Annotated in this window: 15 protein-coding genes and 1 pseudogene; 5 read left to right on the top strand and 11 right to left on the bottom strand. The window is 38.8% G+C overall.

Annotated features, from left to right (window positions below; all coding sequences use genetic code 11):
• Window positions 1-66: 66 nt before the first annotated feature.
• The 7 genes from CIB29_RS17205 to pabB form a co-directional block, all read right to left on the bottom strand.
• Entirely contained in the window at window positions 67-906 is an 840-nt protein-coding gene (locus CIB29_RS17205; RefSeq protein WP_094551781.1) for a sugar ABC transporter permease, read from the bottom strand.
• Window positions 903-2204, bottom strand: a complete 1302-nt coding sequence (locus tag CIB29_RS17200; protein ID WP_242965322.1) for a carbohydrate ABC transporter permease — start codon at window positions 2202-2204, stop codon at window positions 903-905. Before CIB29_RS17200 ends, CIB29_RS17205 begins: the two co-directional genes overlap by 4 nt.
• Before the next feature lie 217 nt (window positions 2205-2421).
• Window positions 2422-3828, bottom strand: a complete 1407-nt coding sequence (gene ltrA, locus CIB29_RS17195) for a group II intron reverse transcriptase/maturase (protein ID WP_094546069.1) — start codon at window positions 3826-3828, stop codon at window positions 2422-2424.
• A gap of 473 nt (window positions 3829-4301) precedes the next feature.
• Window positions 4302-5624, bottom strand: a complete 1323-nt coding sequence (locus tag CIB29_RS17185; RefSeq protein ID WP_094551777.1) for a sugar ABC transporter substrate-binding protein — start codon at window positions 5622-5624, stop codon at window positions 4302-4304.
• A 614-nt stretch (window positions 5625-6238) separates the two neighbouring features.
• Window positions 6239-7258, bottom strand: coding sequence for a LacI family DNA-binding transcriptional regulator (locus tag CIB29_RS17180; RefSeq protein ID WP_094551775.1), 1020 nt, complete (start codon window positions 7256-7258; stop codon window positions 6239-6241).
• 410 nt (window positions 7259-7668) lie between these two features.
• Window positions 7669-8553: an aminotransferase class IV gene (locus tag CIB29_RS17175; RefSeq protein ID WP_094551773.1), complete on the bottom strand. Its 885-nt coding sequence runs from the start codon at window positions 8551-8553 to the stop codon at window positions 7669-7671.
• 9 nt (window positions 8554-8562) lie between these two features.
• Window positions 8563-9960 carry an aminodeoxychorismate synthase component I gene (gene pabB / locus CIB29_RS17170; RefSeq protein ID WP_094551771.1) on the bottom strand — a complete coding sequence of 466 codons (1398 nt, stop codon included), beginning with the start codon at window positions 9958-9960 and terminating at the stop codon, window positions 8563-8565.
• A gap of 350 nt (window positions 9961-10310) precedes the next feature.
• On the opposite strand from pabB, the gene panB reads away from it, so the two are divergent.
• The 5 genes and pseudogenes from panB to CIB29_RS17145 form a co-directional block, all read left to right on the top strand.
• Window positions 10311-11156, top strand: coding sequence for a 3-methyl-2-oxobutanoate hydroxymethyltransferase (gene panB, locus CIB29_RS17165; protein WP_094551769.1), 846 nt, complete (start codon window positions 10311-10313; stop codon window positions 11154-11156).
• Entirely contained in the window at window positions 11156-12001 is an 846-nt protein-coding gene (gene panC, locus CIB29_RS17160) for a pantoate--beta-alanine ligase (RefSeq protein WP_094551767.1), read from the top strand. Before panB ends, panC begins: the two co-directional genes overlap by 1 nt.
• A gap of 2 nt (window positions 12002-12003) precedes the next feature.
• Window positions 12004-12351 (top strand): aspartate 1-decarboxylase, encoded by a 348-nt coding sequence (panD, locus tag CIB29_RS17155; protein WP_094551765.1) that lies wholly within the window; start codon window positions 12004-12006, stop codon window positions 12349-12351.
• An 84-nt stretch (window positions 12352-12435) separates the two neighbouring features.
• Window positions 12436-13023 carry a spore germination protein gene (locus CIB29_RS17150; protein ID WP_094551763.1) on the top strand — a complete coding sequence of 196 codons (588 nt, stop codon included), beginning with the start codon at window positions 12436-12438 and terminating at the stop codon, window positions 13021-13023.
• Window positions 13024-13029: 6 nt separating this feature from the next.
• Window positions 13030-14022, top strand: a pseudogene (locus CIB29_RS17145) (Ger(x)C family spore germination protein); the annotation flags it as partial.
• Here CIB29_RS17145 and CIB29_RS19705 read toward each other — a convergent pair.
• From CIB29_RS19705 to hydG, 4 genes are all read right to left on the bottom strand, one after another.
• Window positions 13945-14439 (bottom strand): GerAB/ArcD/ProY family transporter, encoded by a 495-nt coding sequence (locus CIB29_RS19705; RefSeq protein ID WP_423241316.1) that lies wholly within the window; start codon window positions 14437-14439, stop codon window positions 13945-13947. The pseudogene CIB29_RS17145 and the gene CIB29_RS19705 sit on opposite strands and share 78 nt — an antisense overlap.
• A gap of 124 nt (window positions 14440-14563) precedes the next feature.
• The gene (gene hydF, locus CIB29_RS17135; RefSeq protein WP_198543964.1) at window positions 14564-15796 is read right to left on the bottom strand and encodes a [FeFe] hydrogenase H-cluster maturation GTPase HydF; all 1233 of its coding nucleotides are present in this window, start codon (window positions 15794-15796) and stop codon (window positions 14564-14566) included.
• Between the two features lie 39 nt (window positions 15797-15835).
• The gene (locus tag CIB29_RS17130) at window positions 15836-17236 is read right to left on the bottom strand and encodes an aspartate ammonia-lyase (RefSeq protein WP_094551757.1); all 1401 of its coding nucleotides are present in this window, start codon (window positions 17234-17236) and stop codon (window positions 15836-15838) included.
• Between the two features lie 29 nt (window positions 17237-17265).
• The gene (gene hydG, locus CIB29_RS17125) at window positions 17266-18630 is read right to left on the bottom strand and encodes a [FeFe] hydrogenase H-cluster radical SAM maturase HydG (RefSeq protein ID WP_094551755.1); all 1365 of its coding nucleotides are present in this window, start codon (window positions 18628-18630) and stop codon (window positions 17266-17268) included.
• Window positions 18631-18677: the final 47 nt, after the last annotated feature.

Genomic DNA, 18677 nt, shown 5'->3' with positions numbered 1-18677 from the left:
ACACTCCTTAAAATAATCTACTGTTATATATCGCATTTAATACATTATATTGGGGGGTGAGCTGCATCAACTTTTTGACGCACCTTCGGTAAGACCCTGGATAATGTACTTCTGCAGGAACATAAACAGTATAGTTATCGGTATTGCAACCATAACCGCACCTGCGGCAAACATTGTAAACTCTGTATTCATCCTGCCCGTAACCATTTCATAAAGTCCGATAGCAAGCGTCTTCTTATCAGCAGAACGCAGCACAAGACGTGCCAGTATAAAATCCATCCAGGGAGCTATGAAATTCGATAATGCAATAAAGGTAAGGATAGGCATAGACAATGGCATCATCACTTTCAGAAATATGGTCATATTGCCGGCACCGTCAATCTTAGCCGCTTCGGGCAGCGAACGGGGGATACCGTCAAAATATCCCTTTACCAGCCAGGCACCTCCTGGTATGGCACCTCCTGAATAGACAAGAATCAATCCTAAATGAGTATCAAGCAAATTGAGCTGAAGAAGCAGCAGGTAAACTGCAATCATTGTCATAAATCCCGGAAATGCTTGGAGTACAAGCATGGTCATAAGTCCAAAACGGCGTCCTTTAAACCTGAACTGTGACAACGCATAAGCAGTTGCAACAACCAGAATAACAGATAAAAGCATGGTAAAAAAGGCAATTTTCAAAGTGTTCATATACCATAATCCAAACTGCTTCTTGACAAAAAGCTCGGTATAATGGGCAAGAGTGAATTTCTTGGGTATAAGTGTTGTAGAATACAATGCCGTACCAGGATTAAAGGATGACATAATAATCCAGATAATGGGATAAATAGATGTTATAGCTGTCAAAGTCAGCAGAATATAAATAAACACTCTTACAAACCTGCCTTTAAATCCTTTAGCACTCATTGTATCATATCCTCCTCTTTGAAAGACCTTGTATTTCTAAAGTTTATGACTGAGATAATTGCTATTACTATAAAGATTAAAATTGAAACTACTGATGCCATATGGAATTGGTTCTGTTCAAGAGTCAGCTTGTATAGCCATGACAAAAGTATATCAGTATGTCCGGCAAAATTATAGGTAGCATTTGTGGGATTTCCACTTGTTAACAGATAAATAAGTGTAAAGTTGTTAAAATTATATGCGAAACCCATAATAAGCAAAGGAGCTGTAGCAAACAGAACCATAGGCAAGGTTATTTTCCAGAACTGCTGCCTAGCACTGGCACCTTCGATTGATGCTGCTTCATAAAGGTCCTTTGATATGCCTGTTATAACCCCGGACATTAATGCCATATAATAGGGAAAGCCAAACCATAAATTTACCAATATACAGGTAATTTTAGCCCATGTAGGGTCTGCAAACCAGGGAATAGGATTAATACCTATTGCCTGCAGGTATTTGTTTATGGGACCGAACTGTCCATTAAACATGTTACGCATGATGAGAATAGATATAAATCCCGGTACAGCCCAGGGAAGTATATATATGGTACGCCAGAATTTTTTTAAGACTATGCCATTTGAGTTAATAAGTACAGCAAAGAACAATCCCACAAAAAATGTTGTTACCGTTGCGAGTACTGCCCATGTAACTGTCCACAATGCCACACCAAAAAAAGTACGGCTAAGAGATGGCAATTTGAATAAATTAATAAAATTTTCAAAACCTACCCAATCAACAAGAGACCTTGGCGGAAGATGATTGGGGCTAGAATAATTTGTAAAAGCTATCATTATTCCGAATATTAAAGGCAATACCGTTAAAAAGAGGGTAAAGATAGCTGCAGGTGTTAGTAAAAGATAAGGAAACCCTCTATCATATAAAACATGCAGGGAATCCCTGATATTATTCGGCTTTTTGCCCTCATCCCTTAACATGCCCACTCTGAACGCGTCTTTTACATTAATGACATAGATTACTGCAAATATAAAAAGGACCAGTAAAGAAATTATACCAAAAACCATTAAAAAAATAGAATGGTCACCTTGTATGATTTTACCATTTACCATTTTTTGAGGTGTATCTCCCAGGGTAATAAGCCCTCTTAAACTTTTTACTGTAAATGGTAACATCAATATAATGAAGAATATCTCTATCAGTGCAAAGAAAAACCCCTTAAAATACTGCTTATTATATAACTGTCCCAACCCCATGAACAGGATGGACAAGACTCCTGCTTTTTCTGAATGATTGTTCACGCTTATTCACACCCTTCTAAAAGTAGCGTTTTAATTTAATTTCTGCATATCTAATTTTTGTATTGTTAAATATTTATTCATATATACTTTTGATTAAGATAGAAGATGTATAGTTCTGTATCAGTCATATAATCGAGTAGAAGCTGAATAATTATTTTATTCAGCGTCCTCTCACACCACCGTACGTACCGTTCGGTATACGGCGGTTCATTAAGATTTAATGTACAATTAGATACCTCTTTGATAAACTCTTGTAACCTATGTCTTCGAAGTATTTATTTGTAAGAGTCATATTGAGTATTTGGCTATTGGATATTCTCCAGTAGCCTTTTCTCGTATTAGCGTATATCCAGGCTTTCTGTTTTTCTAATCCTAATTTTACTAGATTATCGTATTTTGTTTTTATCTTCTTCCATTGTTTCCATATACATGCTCTTAGTCTACGCCTTATCCATTCGTCAAGGGCTTTCATTATTCTTTTCGCATCTGCTAATCCAAAGTAGTTAACCCATCCTGTCGTTATCTGATTCAATCTACGTATTCTATATTCCATACTTATTCCCTTGTTTCGATTGGTTATTTCTCTTACTTTTTCCTTAAGCCTTTTGATGGATTTTTCATGGATTCTTATTCTTACTTCGTTTTCTTTTGTGTAAAACGAGAATCCTAAGAACTTTCTTTTCCATGGTCTATCTACAGCACTTTTTGCTTCATTGACTTTTAGTTTTAATTTGGTTTCTATGAATTTCTTTATGCTTTTCATTACTCTGTTTCCTGCTGACCTGCTTTTTACGTATATGTTGCAATCATCTGCATACCGACAGAATTTATGCCCTCTTCTTTCTAGTTCTTTGTCTAGTTCATCTAACATTATGTTTGCTAATAGCGGACTTAATGGCCCTCCTTGTGGTGTCCCTTCTTCTGTTGCTACTTTGATTCCATTTATCATTACTCCTGATTCTAAGTATCTTCGTATCAGCTTCAGTACTCTTTTGTCTCCTATCCGCTTTTCTAATTTAGTCATCAGTATGTCGTGGTTTACTCTGTCAAAGAACTTTTCTAAGTCTATATCTACTACCCATGTGCATCCTTCGTTTATATATACTTCTGCGGCTGTTACTGCATCTTTTGCACTGCGTCCTGGTCTGAATCCATAGCTATTTTCCGAGAATGTATGGTCGTATATTCCACTTAGTATTTGGGCTATTGCTTGTTGTATTAGTCTGTCTAGTACTGTAGGTATTCCTAGTAGTCTTGTTCCTCCATCTGGTTTTGGTATTTCTACTCTCAGCACTGGTTGTGGTTTATACTTTCCTTCCAGTAATTGTTGCTTTATGGTCGGCCAGTTTTCTTTGAGATACGGTAGAAGTTCATCTACTTCCATCCCATCGACTCCATGGCTTCCTTTATTTGCAACTACTCGCTTGTATGCTTCTTTCATGTTTTCTCGGTCTAGTATCATTTCAAGCAGATTACTGGTGTATCTTTGTACATTGTTTCTTCTATCTTTTGACGCCGATGATATACTATGCACTTCCGCTGTCTCTTGAAATTCCATTTCTTGATTGAGCGGATAGCCTCTTTGTTGAGTTGTCTGCAGTCTTTGCATATCTTTCGAGTTCATAAGATTTCCAAAACCTCCTAATGTTCGGTCCTTCCTTATCTATTCATGACTAGATAAGTACTATGACCTCTGCTGACTTCTCAAGGTTCAGCCATACATCACTGTATGGGTTGTCATTTCGGAGTTCACTTTAATGACTCGTCCTTGAGACCTCCCCGGGTAAGAACGATAACCTTCATCTCGTCTATCTGCCAGATTTACTGTATGGAGTTCGGGTAGTGTTGGACTTCGTTTTGTTTAGCAAACTCGTCCGCCCCAATTCAGCCTCTTATCTGGTTTTTGTTCATCAGACCGAGATTTTGCCTACCACTTCCTTCAGATTCCACCTCGCGATGGACACCCTTGCGGTTCAGCTAGTGGTTCCCACTACCAAGCCCACAGCGGACTTTCACCGCCTAGTTATCGCCCATGCCGGGCGCACTAATATAGACAATGGCGGGTCTGCCATTGTCTATATCCAAGTTGTAAAAGATTTACTTGCTTTGAGTAGCTAAGGCATCTTTTATTGATTTGACTGCATTGTCTAATATAGGTTTTGGGTCTCCGCCCTTGTTCCAGTTTTCTTCAAGTGCTGTACCCATTGGTCCCCATACTGAAGCCATTTCGGGCACGTTAGGCATTGCCTGTGCATATTGAGCCTGCTCCAGGAAGGCAGCAGCTATTGGGTCGCTTGTTATAGCTGTATCGCTCAACAAATCTTTACGAGGTGGTATTTGACCTGTTGATTTAAACCTGTCTGTAAGCATTTCCTTTGACGAAAGGAACTGAGCAAGTAATTTTGCAGCATTCGGATAATTAGTATAAGAGTTTACATAGAATGCACGGATACCTGAGAATGATGCCGGATGTTTACCATTAGGTAATAATGGCAGCGGAGCAACGCCAAAGTTAACACCTGCATCTTTGTGTCCTTTGACTGCCCACGGACCGTCAATGTTGAATGCAAGCTTACCTTCGTTAAATAATCCCTTCTTGATATCGTAGTTAATATCGGCTGTATTCAACGGCAGTATCTCTTTCAGTTTCTGGTGGAATTTAGCCCCTTCAACAGCACCTGCACTGTTTAGTCCAATATCATTTACGTCGGTACCGTTTTTACCGAATACATATCCATCATAGCCAGCTAAGAATGAATATACAAAGTAGAAATTTCCTACTTCCATCATGAAACCATACTTGCTATTTTTAACGTCGTTGAACTGTTTTGAAAATGCTATTAACTCGTCAAAAGTCTTTGGTGGTTCCTTTACAAGGTCTTTATTGTAGAAAAGTGCATATGTTTCAATTGCCATAGGATAGCCGTACCATTTGCCTTGATAGGAAGTACCCTGTACAGCAGCGTCCATATAATCTTCTGCTTTTAATACATCGTTAGGATAGATTAATCCGGATGCAACAAGCTTACCAACATGGTCATGTGGAGCTGAGAAAACATCCGCACCCAGTTTTGCAGGACCATCGGTCTGTAACTTGCCGGTAGAATCTGTGTGTCCGACAGGTTCATATGTAACTTCAACACCATATTGTTCTGTGAACTTTTTAATGGCTTCTTGCAGCCATTCACCTTCAGGACCTTCTGAATCCCATACTTTTAGTTTTGCACCAGGTTCCGGTTTAAGACCTGTTTCTTCACCAGCAGTTTTTTCTGCTGTTGCCGCAGCTTGAGTTTGTTCCGCTCTTTCCTTTGGAGCCTCAACCTCTGCCTTCTTCCCGCACCCTGTCATACCAAATGTCATTACTGTAGTTAGCACAACAACTAACATGATTGTCAATACTTTTTTCGACCTCTTGCTCATTGAGATTCCTCCTCTAATTTTTATTTATAAAAAGACTTATGCACAAGTCTTTCTATCTAAATTAAAGTGTGCATACGTTTGTCATAAAAGCTAAAATTTTTATATTATTTAGAATAAAATCAAATAATCTCTTCATACGATAATTAGCAATACTAAGAGTCTATATAAAGTCCATTTAATCTTTGTATTTGGATAATTATATAGTTCACAGTTCACAGTTCACGGTTCACGGTTCATAGTAGCAAACAATTTAATAGCTTTTACTGTGAACCGTGAACTTATTTACTTTATCTGCCATGTAAAATCATTATCAGTAAATATATAGTATCATGTATACGATATATTTAGGGTTTTATATATATTATAGAAATAATTCATTCATAAATTAAATTACAATAAATCTATGTGAAATTGCCTTGATTTGTCGAAAAACATCAAATAGGGATTGCGCAATCGCTTGCTCAAATATGCAAAAAATAAAACATTTTATTTAGGAAAACTGCGCAATCGCTTGCTCTTAATTTATTATATACCACAATTTTGTGATTTGTCAAGTACCGATTTTTTGTTATTTTTGTCTAAAAACTATCTATATAAAAATCCTTTGAATATAATTATATATGGACGGATGTAGACTCCCGTATTATTAATTTTGCGGGTATTATTGCCCTATTAATGCTCTTAAAATCACTTTTTATACTTTCAAATAATAATTCAAACGCTTTCACACCCAGTTGAAAAGCATTGATTTCCACAGAAGTTAATGGCGGAACAGAATGTTCTGACAGCGCCACATTGTTGATACCTGCTACAGCTACGTCTTCGGGTACCTTAAACCCATGTTCATTTAAAAATTTAATAATTCCAAATGCAAGAAAATCGTCACATGCTATTATACCAGTAGGTTTTTTTTGAGAAAAATCAATTTTTTGTACCAGATCATATCCATTGTCATCCAAATAATTGCTTTCTATTATCAAACTATTATCAACAGGCAGATTACTATCCTGTAATGCTTTCTTATATCCCTCAAGGCGGTCAAGTGTGGCAACCAGATCTTGTGATACACCAATAAAAGCTATCTTTTTATGCCCTTGCTTTATAAAATGCTGTGTTAACTCATACCCGATTGCAAAATTATTATTGTCAACCCAGTTTATCCCATCATCATTTACCGGCCTTCCCACTACAACAAAAGGGAATTCCGTTTTGACAAGTTCGGCAATGGACGGGTCCTTAACCTTGGAAGTCATTAAAACAACTCCCTCAACCACACCACCTTTTACAAGTTCATTAATCATCTGTTTTTCATCTCTTACATTCGTTACACTTGAAATAAGAATATTATATTTATATTTATGTGCAACTGAAGCAATCCCCCTCAGTATTTCAGGAAAAAAAGGATGCTGAAATGCCTTTTCGGTATTACCCGGGACCACTAGACCAATTATCCTTGTTGACCTGTTTACTAGCGAACGGGCTATCAAATTAGGATGATAGTTCATTTCTTTCATGATTTGAAATATTTTTTGACGGGTTTTTTTACTAATTCTGGGATTGTTTGCAATTGCTCTTGAGACTGTAGATGGAGAAACATTTGCTGCTTTTGCAATATCATTTATGGTTACCCTCATAATTCACACCTCTATATTGTTTTCTACAATGCTTTTTTATTTCTCTATTTCATCAAAACTAATATGCCTGTAATAAAAACTCTCCTTCGCTGCATTCAATTCGTCAATATCGAAATTTTTTTCAACAATTTCTTTTCTATATAGTTCACGGTTCACAGTTCACGGTTCACGGTTTACGGTTCACGGTTTACGGTTCACGGTAAAAGCTATTAAATCGTTTACTACTGTGAACTGAAAACTGTTAACTGTGAACTATATAATTGTTTTATTTCTATATTGTTCTTTACTCTAGTATCCATTCTATACCATCTTCCCTCCACAAATTATCTTATGATTTTTTATTGTATATTTAATTATACTATATCCCATTCATTTTTAAAAACATAAGGTAATAATAGGGTGTATATTTTTTAGTTGAACAAAAATCCCATTTCTACATAATCGTCATAGGCACGCATCACCGCTAACGTTACCGATCCCGGCATACCGTTTCCTATATTTACACCATTTACCGCTACCAGCGGCATAATCTGCATCACAGAATTGGTAATAAATGCCTCGTCAGCTTCAAAAAGCTGCATCTCACCGTATTCATCCTGCAGTACTTCCATGTTCATAAAGGGAGCAATTTTTTCTATAACCAACTGCCTGATGATACCCGGTAAAAGACCGCATTTTACAGCGGGAGTATGGATTCGGCCATTTTTTACAAAAAATATATTACTCATGCTGCCTTCACACAGCTTGCCTTGGGTATTTAACAGCAACGCTTCATCAAATCCCGAAAGATTGGCCTCCTGTTTAGCCAGCATATTATCCATATAGTTCAGCGTTTTCATAAAAACCAATGGTGATGTGGCATTACGCCTTATGGATGCAATTTTTGCCGTAAAACCTCTTTTATAATCTTGGGCAGTATACACTATGGGACGATGCGTAAAAATAATATTGGAAATATTATTCACCCCCTTGGTAAGCGTTATCCTTAACACACTATTTTCTATTTCTGCTGCTTTTATAAACTGACCAACCTGCCCGACAATCTCTTCTTTATTCATAGGCATTGATATATTTAAAGTTTTAGCCGAAAATATCATACGTGTAATGTGCTCATCCAGCATATGGGCCATCCCGTTATAGATGCGAAGGGTTTCAAATAATCCCCATCCAAACAACAGTCCTTGGTCGGCTGCCGGTATTCCGGCCTGCTCAAGCGATATAATCTTCTTGTTTACATATACAAGATTTTTTTTTGATAGATATTGGTCACCGTTAATATAATTATTCTCTGACATCTAAATATCCTACCTTTCCAAAAGAGCCCGTCTTAAGGCTAATCCTTTATCCAGCGTTTCTTGGTATTCCTTTTCAGGAACCGAATCCCATACAATTCCTCCCCCCACCTGATAATACGCACGATTGCCTTTTACCAGCATAGTACGGATGACAATATTTAAATCCATATCCCCATTAAAACCTATGTATCCTATACAACCGGTATATATATGCCTGCATGTTGGTTCCAGTTCATCAATAATTTCCATGGCACGTATCTTAGGCGCCCCCGTAATTGATCCTCCCGGAAAAGCAGCTGCAATACAGTCTACCGCATCATATTCCGGATTCAACCGGCCTTTTACTGTAGATACTAAATGGTGTACAGTAGCATATGTTTCCACACAAAATAATTCGGGCACCTGCACACTGCCAAAACTGCATACCCGTCCAATATCATTACGCATTAAATCTACTATCATTACATTCTCCGCCCTGTCTTTTATACTGTTTTGTAATATTTCTTTATTCAAAATATCCTCTTTTTCATTCTTACTTCTTGAAATAGTCCCCTTTATAGGCCGTGTTTCCAACATGTTTCCTCTCTTTTGAATAAAACGTTCGGGAGAACTGCTCACTATTTTCATATCGCCGTAATCCATATATGCTGCAAAAGGGGCAGGATTGATAGTTCTGAGATAACTATAGATATTAAGCGGATGCCTATTGATATATGTAGTAAAACGCTGGGTCATATTCACTTGAAAAATATCGCCGCAGCGTATATATTCACGGGCACGCTCTATGGCTTTGCAGTAATCCTCTTTTGTAAAGTTGGAAACCAATTCCACATGGTTTTGGGTATAGCTTTGGTCTAAATGTTCAATGTTTATTATTGTACCTTGTTCTATGCGCCGTCTTATATCCTTCACTCTCTGCCAAGCCATATTCCTGTCCTGTTGGGGTAACCCTGCAGAAACGGCATAGATTTTATTCTTTAGATGATCAATGACTACAATACCATCATAAAAGCCTAAAATCATATCCGGCAGCTGAAGGTCATCCACCGCAGTCCGTGGCAGTTTTTCTATATGATGGCATAAGTCATAGGCCAGAAAACCTACAGCCCCTCCCACAAAAGGCAACTCTGTGTTGTTTTCTATATGATATCTGCCAAGCAATTCTTTGAGCTTTAAAAAAGGATTTCCTGTATAAATTTCTCGGGTATTTTCTTCCCATACAGTAATGCTGCTGTTTTTGGCTTCTATACGTAAAAATGGGTTTGCACCGATAAAGGAGTATCGCCCCAATCTATTAGGGTCCATACCGCTATCCAGAAAAAAGCTATACTCTTTATTGGAAAACAGCTTATAGATGTCAAAGGCAGATAAAGATGTATGAATCTCTTCTATATAAACCTCACTCATATGGATGTCATCTCCTCCAATATATCATTGTATAGATATTTTGACCAGTATAATAATTGATATCAATTATAATTTTTATGCTTACAAACGTCAAGTGAAGCTAAATCTCTGCATTTTTATGCTAAAAATTGCAATATCATTGCTTTTATGATATTTTAAATACATAAGATGGTATCGAAAGAGCCATACTTGTATTATATTTTCATGTGAATAATTTTCTGCTTTGAGCCCATGGGGACAGGGACAGAATCAAGAATGTGCGGACGATGCATGAAATCTATAGCGAATACTATAATTATGCCTTCTTGACTTATGTCCGGAAGGTATTTTTGTTTTTGGAGGTATTTTATATGCATAAAAGAGTCACTACAGCAGCATTTAGAAAGATGAAGCAGGATAAACAAAAGATATCCATGTTGACAGCTTATGACTATCCTACTGGAAAAATCCTGGACGCCAGCGGGGTAGACGGGATTCTGGTTGGAGATTCCTTAGGTATGGTAGTATTAGGTTATGAGGATACCACCCGGGTAACCATGGAGGATATGGTCCATCATATTAAAGCAGTAAGCCGTGGCGTAGAAAGAGCTCTGGTGGTAGGAGATATGCCCTTTTTATCCTATCATATGGGAATAGAGCAAAGTGTCCGCAATGCAGGACGTATTATCCAGGAAGGACGTGCCCAGGCAGTAAAGCTGGAAGGAGGACAGGAAATTTTAGATGATATCAGAGCCATTATCAAAGCAGGGATTCCGGTCATGGGTCACCTTGGATTAACCCCACAGTCTATTCATAACATAGGAGGCTATTTTATCCAGGGTAAAACGGTTGAACAGGCCCAAAAGCTTATTCAGGACGCTAAAGCCCTGGAAGATGCCGGTGTGTTTGCACTGGTGCTGGAATGTATCCCGGCAGAGCTGGCCGACCTTATTTCCTCTCAACTTTCCATTCCCACCATCGGTATTGGGGCCGGAAAAGGCTGTGACGGACAGATTCTGGTCACTCATGACCTGCTGGGTATCTATCAAGGGAAAAGTCCCAGTTTTGTCAAGCGGTATGCTGAAATAGGAATAACGATGGAAAAAGCAGTATCTCAATATATACAGGAAGTAAAACAGGGATTTTTCCCCGGTGAAAACCAAAGTTTTCATATGGATGCTGAAATTGTAGAAAAATTATATGGAGGCGGAAATTAATGCAGATATTTAACCATATTGCTGAAATAAAAAACTATTTAAGAAAGGAGCAGAAAAATGGAAAAATCATCGGTTTTGTCCCCACAATGGGATATCTTCATGAGGGCCATCTGTCCTTGATTCGAAGAGCTGCAAACGAAAATGATATGGCTATAGTTAGTATATTTGTAAATCCTACTCAGTTTGGTCCTGCTGAGGATTTTGAACGGTATCCCAGAGACTTGCAAAGAGATGTTAATCTTGCACAGCAAGCCGGAGCTAATGTAATATTCACACCCGATGTTGCCGAGATGTACCCCCAAGGATATAAAACTTATGTGGAGGTACAAGAAATAACCAATACCCTCTGTGGTGCTTCAAGGCCCGGCCATTTTCGTGGAGTTACCACCATAGTTACTAAATTATTTAGTATTGTACGTCCTGACAGGGCTTATTTTGGTCAAAAGGATGCACAGCAAGCAATTGTAATTCAACAAATGACCAAAGATTTGGATATGGATGTAGAAATTATGGTATGCCCCATTGTGAGAGAAAAAGACGGATTGGCCATGAGCTCGCGAAATGTCTATCTCAATCCCCAAGAACGAGAGCAGGCTGTGGTCCTTTCCGAATCTCTGGCCTTGGCAAAAAAACTTATCATCCAAGGCGAAAGAGATGCTTTTAAGATAAAGGCTGCCATAGTAGATAAGATTACTCAAAAACCATTGGCCAAAATTGATTATGTTTCCATTGTAGATGCCCAAACATTAAAAGATATCCATCACATTACAAATAGAGTTTTAATTGCACTAGCTGTCAAATTTGGATCCACCCGATTAATCGATAATATTATTGTGGAGGTATGAAAATGTTTGTTGAAATGATGACTGGAAAAATTCACCGTGCTACCGTTACCGACGCCAATCTCAATTATGTGGGCAGTATCACCATTGACCCCGTACTGTTGGAAGCTGCAGGAATTTTCCCCAATCAAAAGGTTCAGGTGGTAAATAATAACAACGGGGCAAGGTTTGAAACCTACGTGATTCCCGGAGAACGGGATAGCGGCATTATCTGCCTGAATGGAGCTGCTGCCCGCCTGGTACAACCAGGCGATGTGGTGATCATTATCGCCTATGGGTGGATGGATGAAAAAGAAGCGGCCAACCATGTACCTAAAGTGGTCTTTGTAGATGAGAATAACCGTATAGTATGAAATTTGTGCTGCAAAATAAAAATCATAAAAAGCTCCCAAAATACTAATACTATAACCAAAACAAAAGTCAAAAGGTGAAAATTTATGTTTAAGAAAATAATAAAACGCATAAAATACTTGAATCACCTGCAAGCAGAACAAAAATCTGCAAACAGAAAAGAAAGGTATTTTGGAGAGCAATATATTATCCATAAAAAAATAGAAAACAATTTAACAAATCTGAGAAGTGTCCTGGGAAGAAGTAATGATGTTGTTTTTAGGGAATTTAAAATTGGCACCAAAAAGCAAATAAAAGCATTTATATGTTGTATAGATGGACTGATTGATAAAGATAAAGTTAATCAGCATATTATAAGAACTTTAATGGTTGATATCTATATTACAGATTATGATGAAAAATCATTGTCTCAGGATATTCAGACCATACTAAAGGATAATTTATTGAGCGCGATTGAAGTGAGAGAAGTAAAATCCTTTGATGAAGTTTTAATTGAAATTTTAGCCGGAGGGGTTGCTTTATTTATAGACGGCTATGATACCGTGTTTGTAATAGGCATGAGGGGCTGGGCCGAAAGAAATATCGATGAACCGGATACCGAAGCAGTTGTCCGGGGGTCCCGTGAGGGATTTACCGAAACACTCCGGACCAATACAGCATTAAAAGGAAGGTGAAGATAATTGAAAATAAAACTTCTTACCTTTATATTTTGTATCCTGTTTCTAACAGGTTGTTGGGACAGGAAAGAGCTAAATGAGCTTGGGCTGGTGCTTGCAACCGGTTTGGATAAGGATAACAATACAGGAAAGATTTCTATAACTGCCCAGGTAGTAAGACCGGGAGCATTAAAAAAGCAAGGCGGAAGTGAAGAGCCTCCCATTGAACTTGTTACAGCCAAAGGTGATACGGTATTTGAAGCAATTAGAAATATTACAAAACAGTTTGATAGAAGAGGCTACTATGCCCATAATAAAGTACTTGTTATTGATGAACAGCTTGCCAAAAGCGGACTTGACCCGTTTCTCGATTTTTTTGAAAGGTCTCAGGAAATGCGGCGCCTGGTTTGGGTGATGGTGGCAAAAAATACAACTGCAAAACAAATTTTGGGTGTAAAACACGGCATAGAAAATGTACAGGCAACTTACCTGGACAATATCATTAAGAGAAGAATAACAAATTCTGAGGTAACTGCTGTTAATTTATTGGAATTTTTGAAAAAAGTATCGGGCAGCGGTATCAATCCTATCACCGGGGTAATGGAAATTGTAGAACAAACCAATCTTCCAGCAGAAGAAAAAAAGGGTAATGCCACTAAAGGGGTTAGACTTTCAGGTACAGCTGTATTCAAAAAAGATAAACTGGTGGGATACCTCGATGATACCGAAACAAGAGGCCTTAACTGGGTAACCGGAAAGGTTAAGAGTGGGATTATTAATGTCCCTGCTCTTACTGAAAAAGATAAATTGATTGCTATTGAGATAAAAAGGGCAAACAGCAAAATAAAGCCCACAATTGATGATAATGGGAAAATTTCTTTTGCCATCGAGGTAAAAGAGGAAGGAAATATAGCTGAACAGCAAGACAAGACAGATGTTTCAAAGGTCGAAATGTTTGAGAAAATACAAAAAGAACAAATAAAAGTTATAGAGAGAGAAATAAATCATTATGTATGTACCTATAATAAAAAACAAAATAGTAGGCAGCATAATTTCACTTGTACGTCCCATGGTTTCCAAACCTAGAAAAAGAATGTATAGTACAACCAGCATAAAAATGATGAGTATAAATATTTGCGGCGTTTCCACAAGGAACGTGCTGACAAGTAGTTCACCAAAATCACGAAAATTCCGGGTGGATATATAAATAAAATATAGTCCATAAAAAAAAACAAGGGGCATACCTATAACTTTTCCAAGTAAAGCAATAATAATTTGGGCAAAATTTTTCTCTGGAAAATATTTTTGCAACCCGGTATAGAGCCATAACAATACAAACCCAATAAGCATGGCCACTAAAATAGCAATCCAAGCGTCCTGCTTTGCGTCTATTCCCAGTGCAAACAGAGTGGTACTCCCTATTTCAAAAAGCATAATCAGACAAAACAGTTGATGTTTACTAATACGCAGCATTTTAATAAACTCATCCTTTTTATGTTTTCCTTAATTATATTTTGCCCATATCTTTTATATTTTAAATCACTCTTTTAAAAATAATTCAGTCTTCCAATATCATTCTGGCAGCCGGAAAAGGTTCCAGTGCTCTAGGTAATATTCCGTGAACGCAGGCAATCAGTACTCCATAATTTACAATAGGTATATTCTGCTCCTTTGCCAGTGCCAGACGGTGCATCATCTCCCTGCGGTTAATCATACATGCACCACAGTGCACAATGAGTTTAAAGTCCTGAAGATTGTTAGGAAATCCCGTCCCGCTAAACCATTCAAATTGCAGTTCCCCTCCTATCATCTGCCGCAGCCACCTGGGAATTTTTACAGTACCGATATCGTCGGATTGGCGGTGATGGGTACATGCTTCTGCAATAAGCACTTTATCACCTGGAGATAACGATTGTATAGCTTTAGCCCCCTTGGTCAGTTCAATCAAATCGCCCTTGTGACGTGCCATTAATATTGAAAAAGAAGTCAGAGGTATATCCCGGGGCGTATCAGCTGCAACTTTAAGGAATGCCTGGGAGTCGGTAATTACTATCGCTGGCTTTTTACCCAGGTATTCAAGGGTTTCCCTCAGTTCATACTCCTTGGTAACGATGGCTATGGCATCATGTTCAAGAGTCTCCCGGATGACCTGCTGTTGGGGCAATATCAATCTTCCTTTAGGTGCTGCCTTATCGATGGGTACCACCATCACCACAAAGTCACCCGGGTTGATTAATCCGCTCAGCAGTGACATTTCCCGCTCGTCAGAGGGAGCAGCCTGTATAATTGCTTTTTTTAATGCCTCAATACCGTTACCCGTCCTGGCAGAAACTTTTATTAGATTTAAATTCAGCTTTTTCTCCCATTCCTGCTGCTGTACCCCTGTAACTTCATATATATCACTCTTATTGATCACACCTATTACTGCTATATTCTTTTCCCTGATACGCTGCATAATATCCAGCTCAAAATCGGTAACACCTGTCTGTCCATCGATAACTAACACTGCCAGTTCGGTACGATTGAGCACCTCATAAGTTTTTTCCACCCGCATCTTACCCAGAGTGCCTTCATCATCAATTCCTGCAGTATCTATAATAACTACCGGACCTAAAGGCAGAAGCTCCATCGCCTTGGATACGGGGTCAGTGGTAGTCCCCGGCACATCTGAAACCAAAGCAATAGGTTGATTGGTCAGCGCATTGATAAGACTTGATTTCCCCGCATTGCGCCGGCCAAATATGGCTATATGCAGCCGGGATGATGTCGGGGTTGTATTCATATTGCTCATGATTATTGCCCTCCTAACAAGACATTTAAAAGCTTTAATTTAACGTCGTCCAGGAATTCCTGGTTTGGTAAGCTGATACGGATCTAGTATCCTGTCTAAATCGCTCTCTGTGAAAAGTCCTGTTTCTAACGCTACCTGCCGTACCGTCTTTCCCTCACTGCGTGCCTGCTGTGCAACGGCAGTAGCCTTATCATAACCGATATGAGGACTTAAAGCAGTTGCATATACGAAACTTTCTTCTACCATTTGTTTACATCGTTCTTTGTTTACGGTTATTCCATTGATACATCTTTCAATAAAAATTGCAGCCCCTCTGTAAAGCAAATCCAGAGATTCAAAAAGATTATCTGCTATAAATGGAAGCATGGCATTAAGTTCTAATTCTCCCCCCTGAGCTCCCATGGCTATAGCATGGTCATTTACCATTACCTGGTAGGCTGCTTGCCGCACTGCTTCAGGGATTACCGGATTGACTTTGCCCGGCATGATGCTTGACCCTGCCTGCATTTCCGGCAGTCTGATCTCTCCAAAACCGGCAGTAGGTCCTGAAGAAAGGAGACGTAAATCATTGGCTATTTTAGCCAGATTCACTGCTGCTGCTTTTAGCATACCGGATACTTCTACAAATACATCGTTATTCTGCGTAGGGTCCATCATATATTCTGCACGGGCCAATCCTAAACCTGTTACATCCACCAGTTTTTCGATCACCAGATATATATATCGCTTTTCTGCATTAAGCCCTGTACCCACGGCCGTTCCACCCATATTGACCTGCCGGAGGCGCTCTTCTGCTTTATATATTCGCCAGCGGTCCCTCGAAATGGCCTGGGCATATGCACCGAACTCCTGCCCCATCATGACCGGCAGGGCATCCTGCAGCTCTGTACGTCCCATTTTAATGATGCCGGAAAATTCTTCTTCTTTTCTCTGCAGGGCAGTTTGAAGCTCGGCAAACTTCTCACTTACCGGTTTAAGTAATTTAAGCGCAGCTATGCGTACAGCTGTCGGAAATACATCATTGGTAGACTGGCTCATATTCACATGATTTAAGGGATGCACCATGGAGTAATCTCCTTTTTGACCACCTAATAACTCAATAGCACGGTTGGCAATAACCTCATTTGCATTCATATTTGCAGATGTTCCGGCTCCACCTTGTAGTGCATCTACTACAAATTGATCATGTAATTGTCCTTCCATGATCTCCTCACAGGCATGGACAATAGCTTTCCCGATATGCTTATCCAACTGCCCCGTCTCTATATTAGCCATTGCCGCTGCTTTTTTTACAACTGCCAGAGCTTTAATTAATTCCTTATGAATACCCCTTCCGGTTAAGTAAAAATTTTCAAAGGCACGCAGGCTGTGTATACCGTAATAGGCATCAGCCGGTACTTGTTTCTCTCCAAGCAAATCATGTTCTATCCTGTAATCCATTCTCTCCCTCCACCAATCAAATGCAGAATTCAAAAATACAAATCCCTCTGTCCCTCTTCAATTAATTTGAGCTTTTCAACGGTAGCCTGTTTCAGTTCTACATCCTCAATCTCTTCCAATGCCTTTTGGATAATCTCCTCTCCTATTGCTCTATCTTCCGGTGTCCCATAGTCGATTAAATTTTCTTTGAATGTTAAAACAGCATTAGGCTGGCAGAAGGTATGTATTTCTCCTTCTCTTGCTAATTCCATAAAATGTTCTCCGGTACGGCACCTTCTATAACAAGCTGTACAGAAGCTGGGAATATATCCGGAACTGCAAATGGCCTTCACCATCTGATTAAGTGACCTGTGGTCAGTAGTATAGAACTGATCGGACTTTTCTTCTTCATGCCCATATCCTCCGGGACTGGTTTTCGATCCGGCACTTATCTGAGATACCCCAAGACTGAGTAATTCATCCCTTAATGCAGCACTTTCACGAGTGGATAGGATAATTCCTGTATAAGGCACCGCTAGTCTTAATACGGCCACCAGCTTTTTAAAATCCCTATCATTCATCGGATAAGGAGCTTCTTTTAAAACTGAACCAAGCGCAGGACGTAAGCGGGGTACAGATATTGTGTGAGGACCGACACCATATTTATTTAATAAATAATCAGAATGTTCGAGCATTGCCAGTACTTCAAATTTATAATCATATAAACCTAACAAGGCTCCAATTCCCAAATCATCGATACCTGCTTCCAGCGCTCTCTCCATTGCAGTCAACCGCCATTCATAATCAGCTTTTTTCCCTGCAGGATGCATTTTCTTATAGGTATCCCGGTGATAGGTTTCCTGGAAAAGCTGATAGGTGCCTATTCCGGCTTTTTTGAGTTTTCCGAATTCTTCTACCGTCATGGGGGCGGCATTTACATTGATTCTCCTTATATCACAACTTGCATAAATGGCTGCCAATGCGTCGGTAATATGGTCGATATGTGTTTTATTTTTATCTTCTCCACACACCATCAATATTCTCTTATGGCCTTGTTTTTCAATCTCTTTAGCTTCATTGACAATTTCATCAACTGTAAGCGTTTTTCTGTGAAGTTCTTTATTTGCAGCTCTAAAGCCGCAGTATAAGCAGTTATTGTTACATTCATTACTTGTATATAGAGGTGCAAACAATACGATTCTCTTTCCATATATTTTTTCCTTCACATATTTTGCAGCCTTAAACAAGTCTTCGAGTAAACTGTCTTCTTCTATATTCAGCAGCTTCGCTGTTTCCTCTAAAGTAAGCCCCTTACATTCTCTTGCTTTTAAAATCAACTCGCTTATTTCTTCTTTACTTGTGACACTATTTTCAGATAATAATTTACTGATTTTACCTTCATTAATAAGTTCCATAATTATCTCCTTTCATTGCCAGTCTGTAATTCTCCATTCTGCATTCT

Source organism: Petroclostridium xylanilyticum (assembly GCF_002252565.1).
GTDB lineage: Bacteria > Bacillota > Clostridia > SK-Y3 > SK-Y3 > Petroclostridium > Petroclostridium xylanilyticum.
This window is presented reverse-complemented; position numbering and strand designations above follow the sequence as displayed.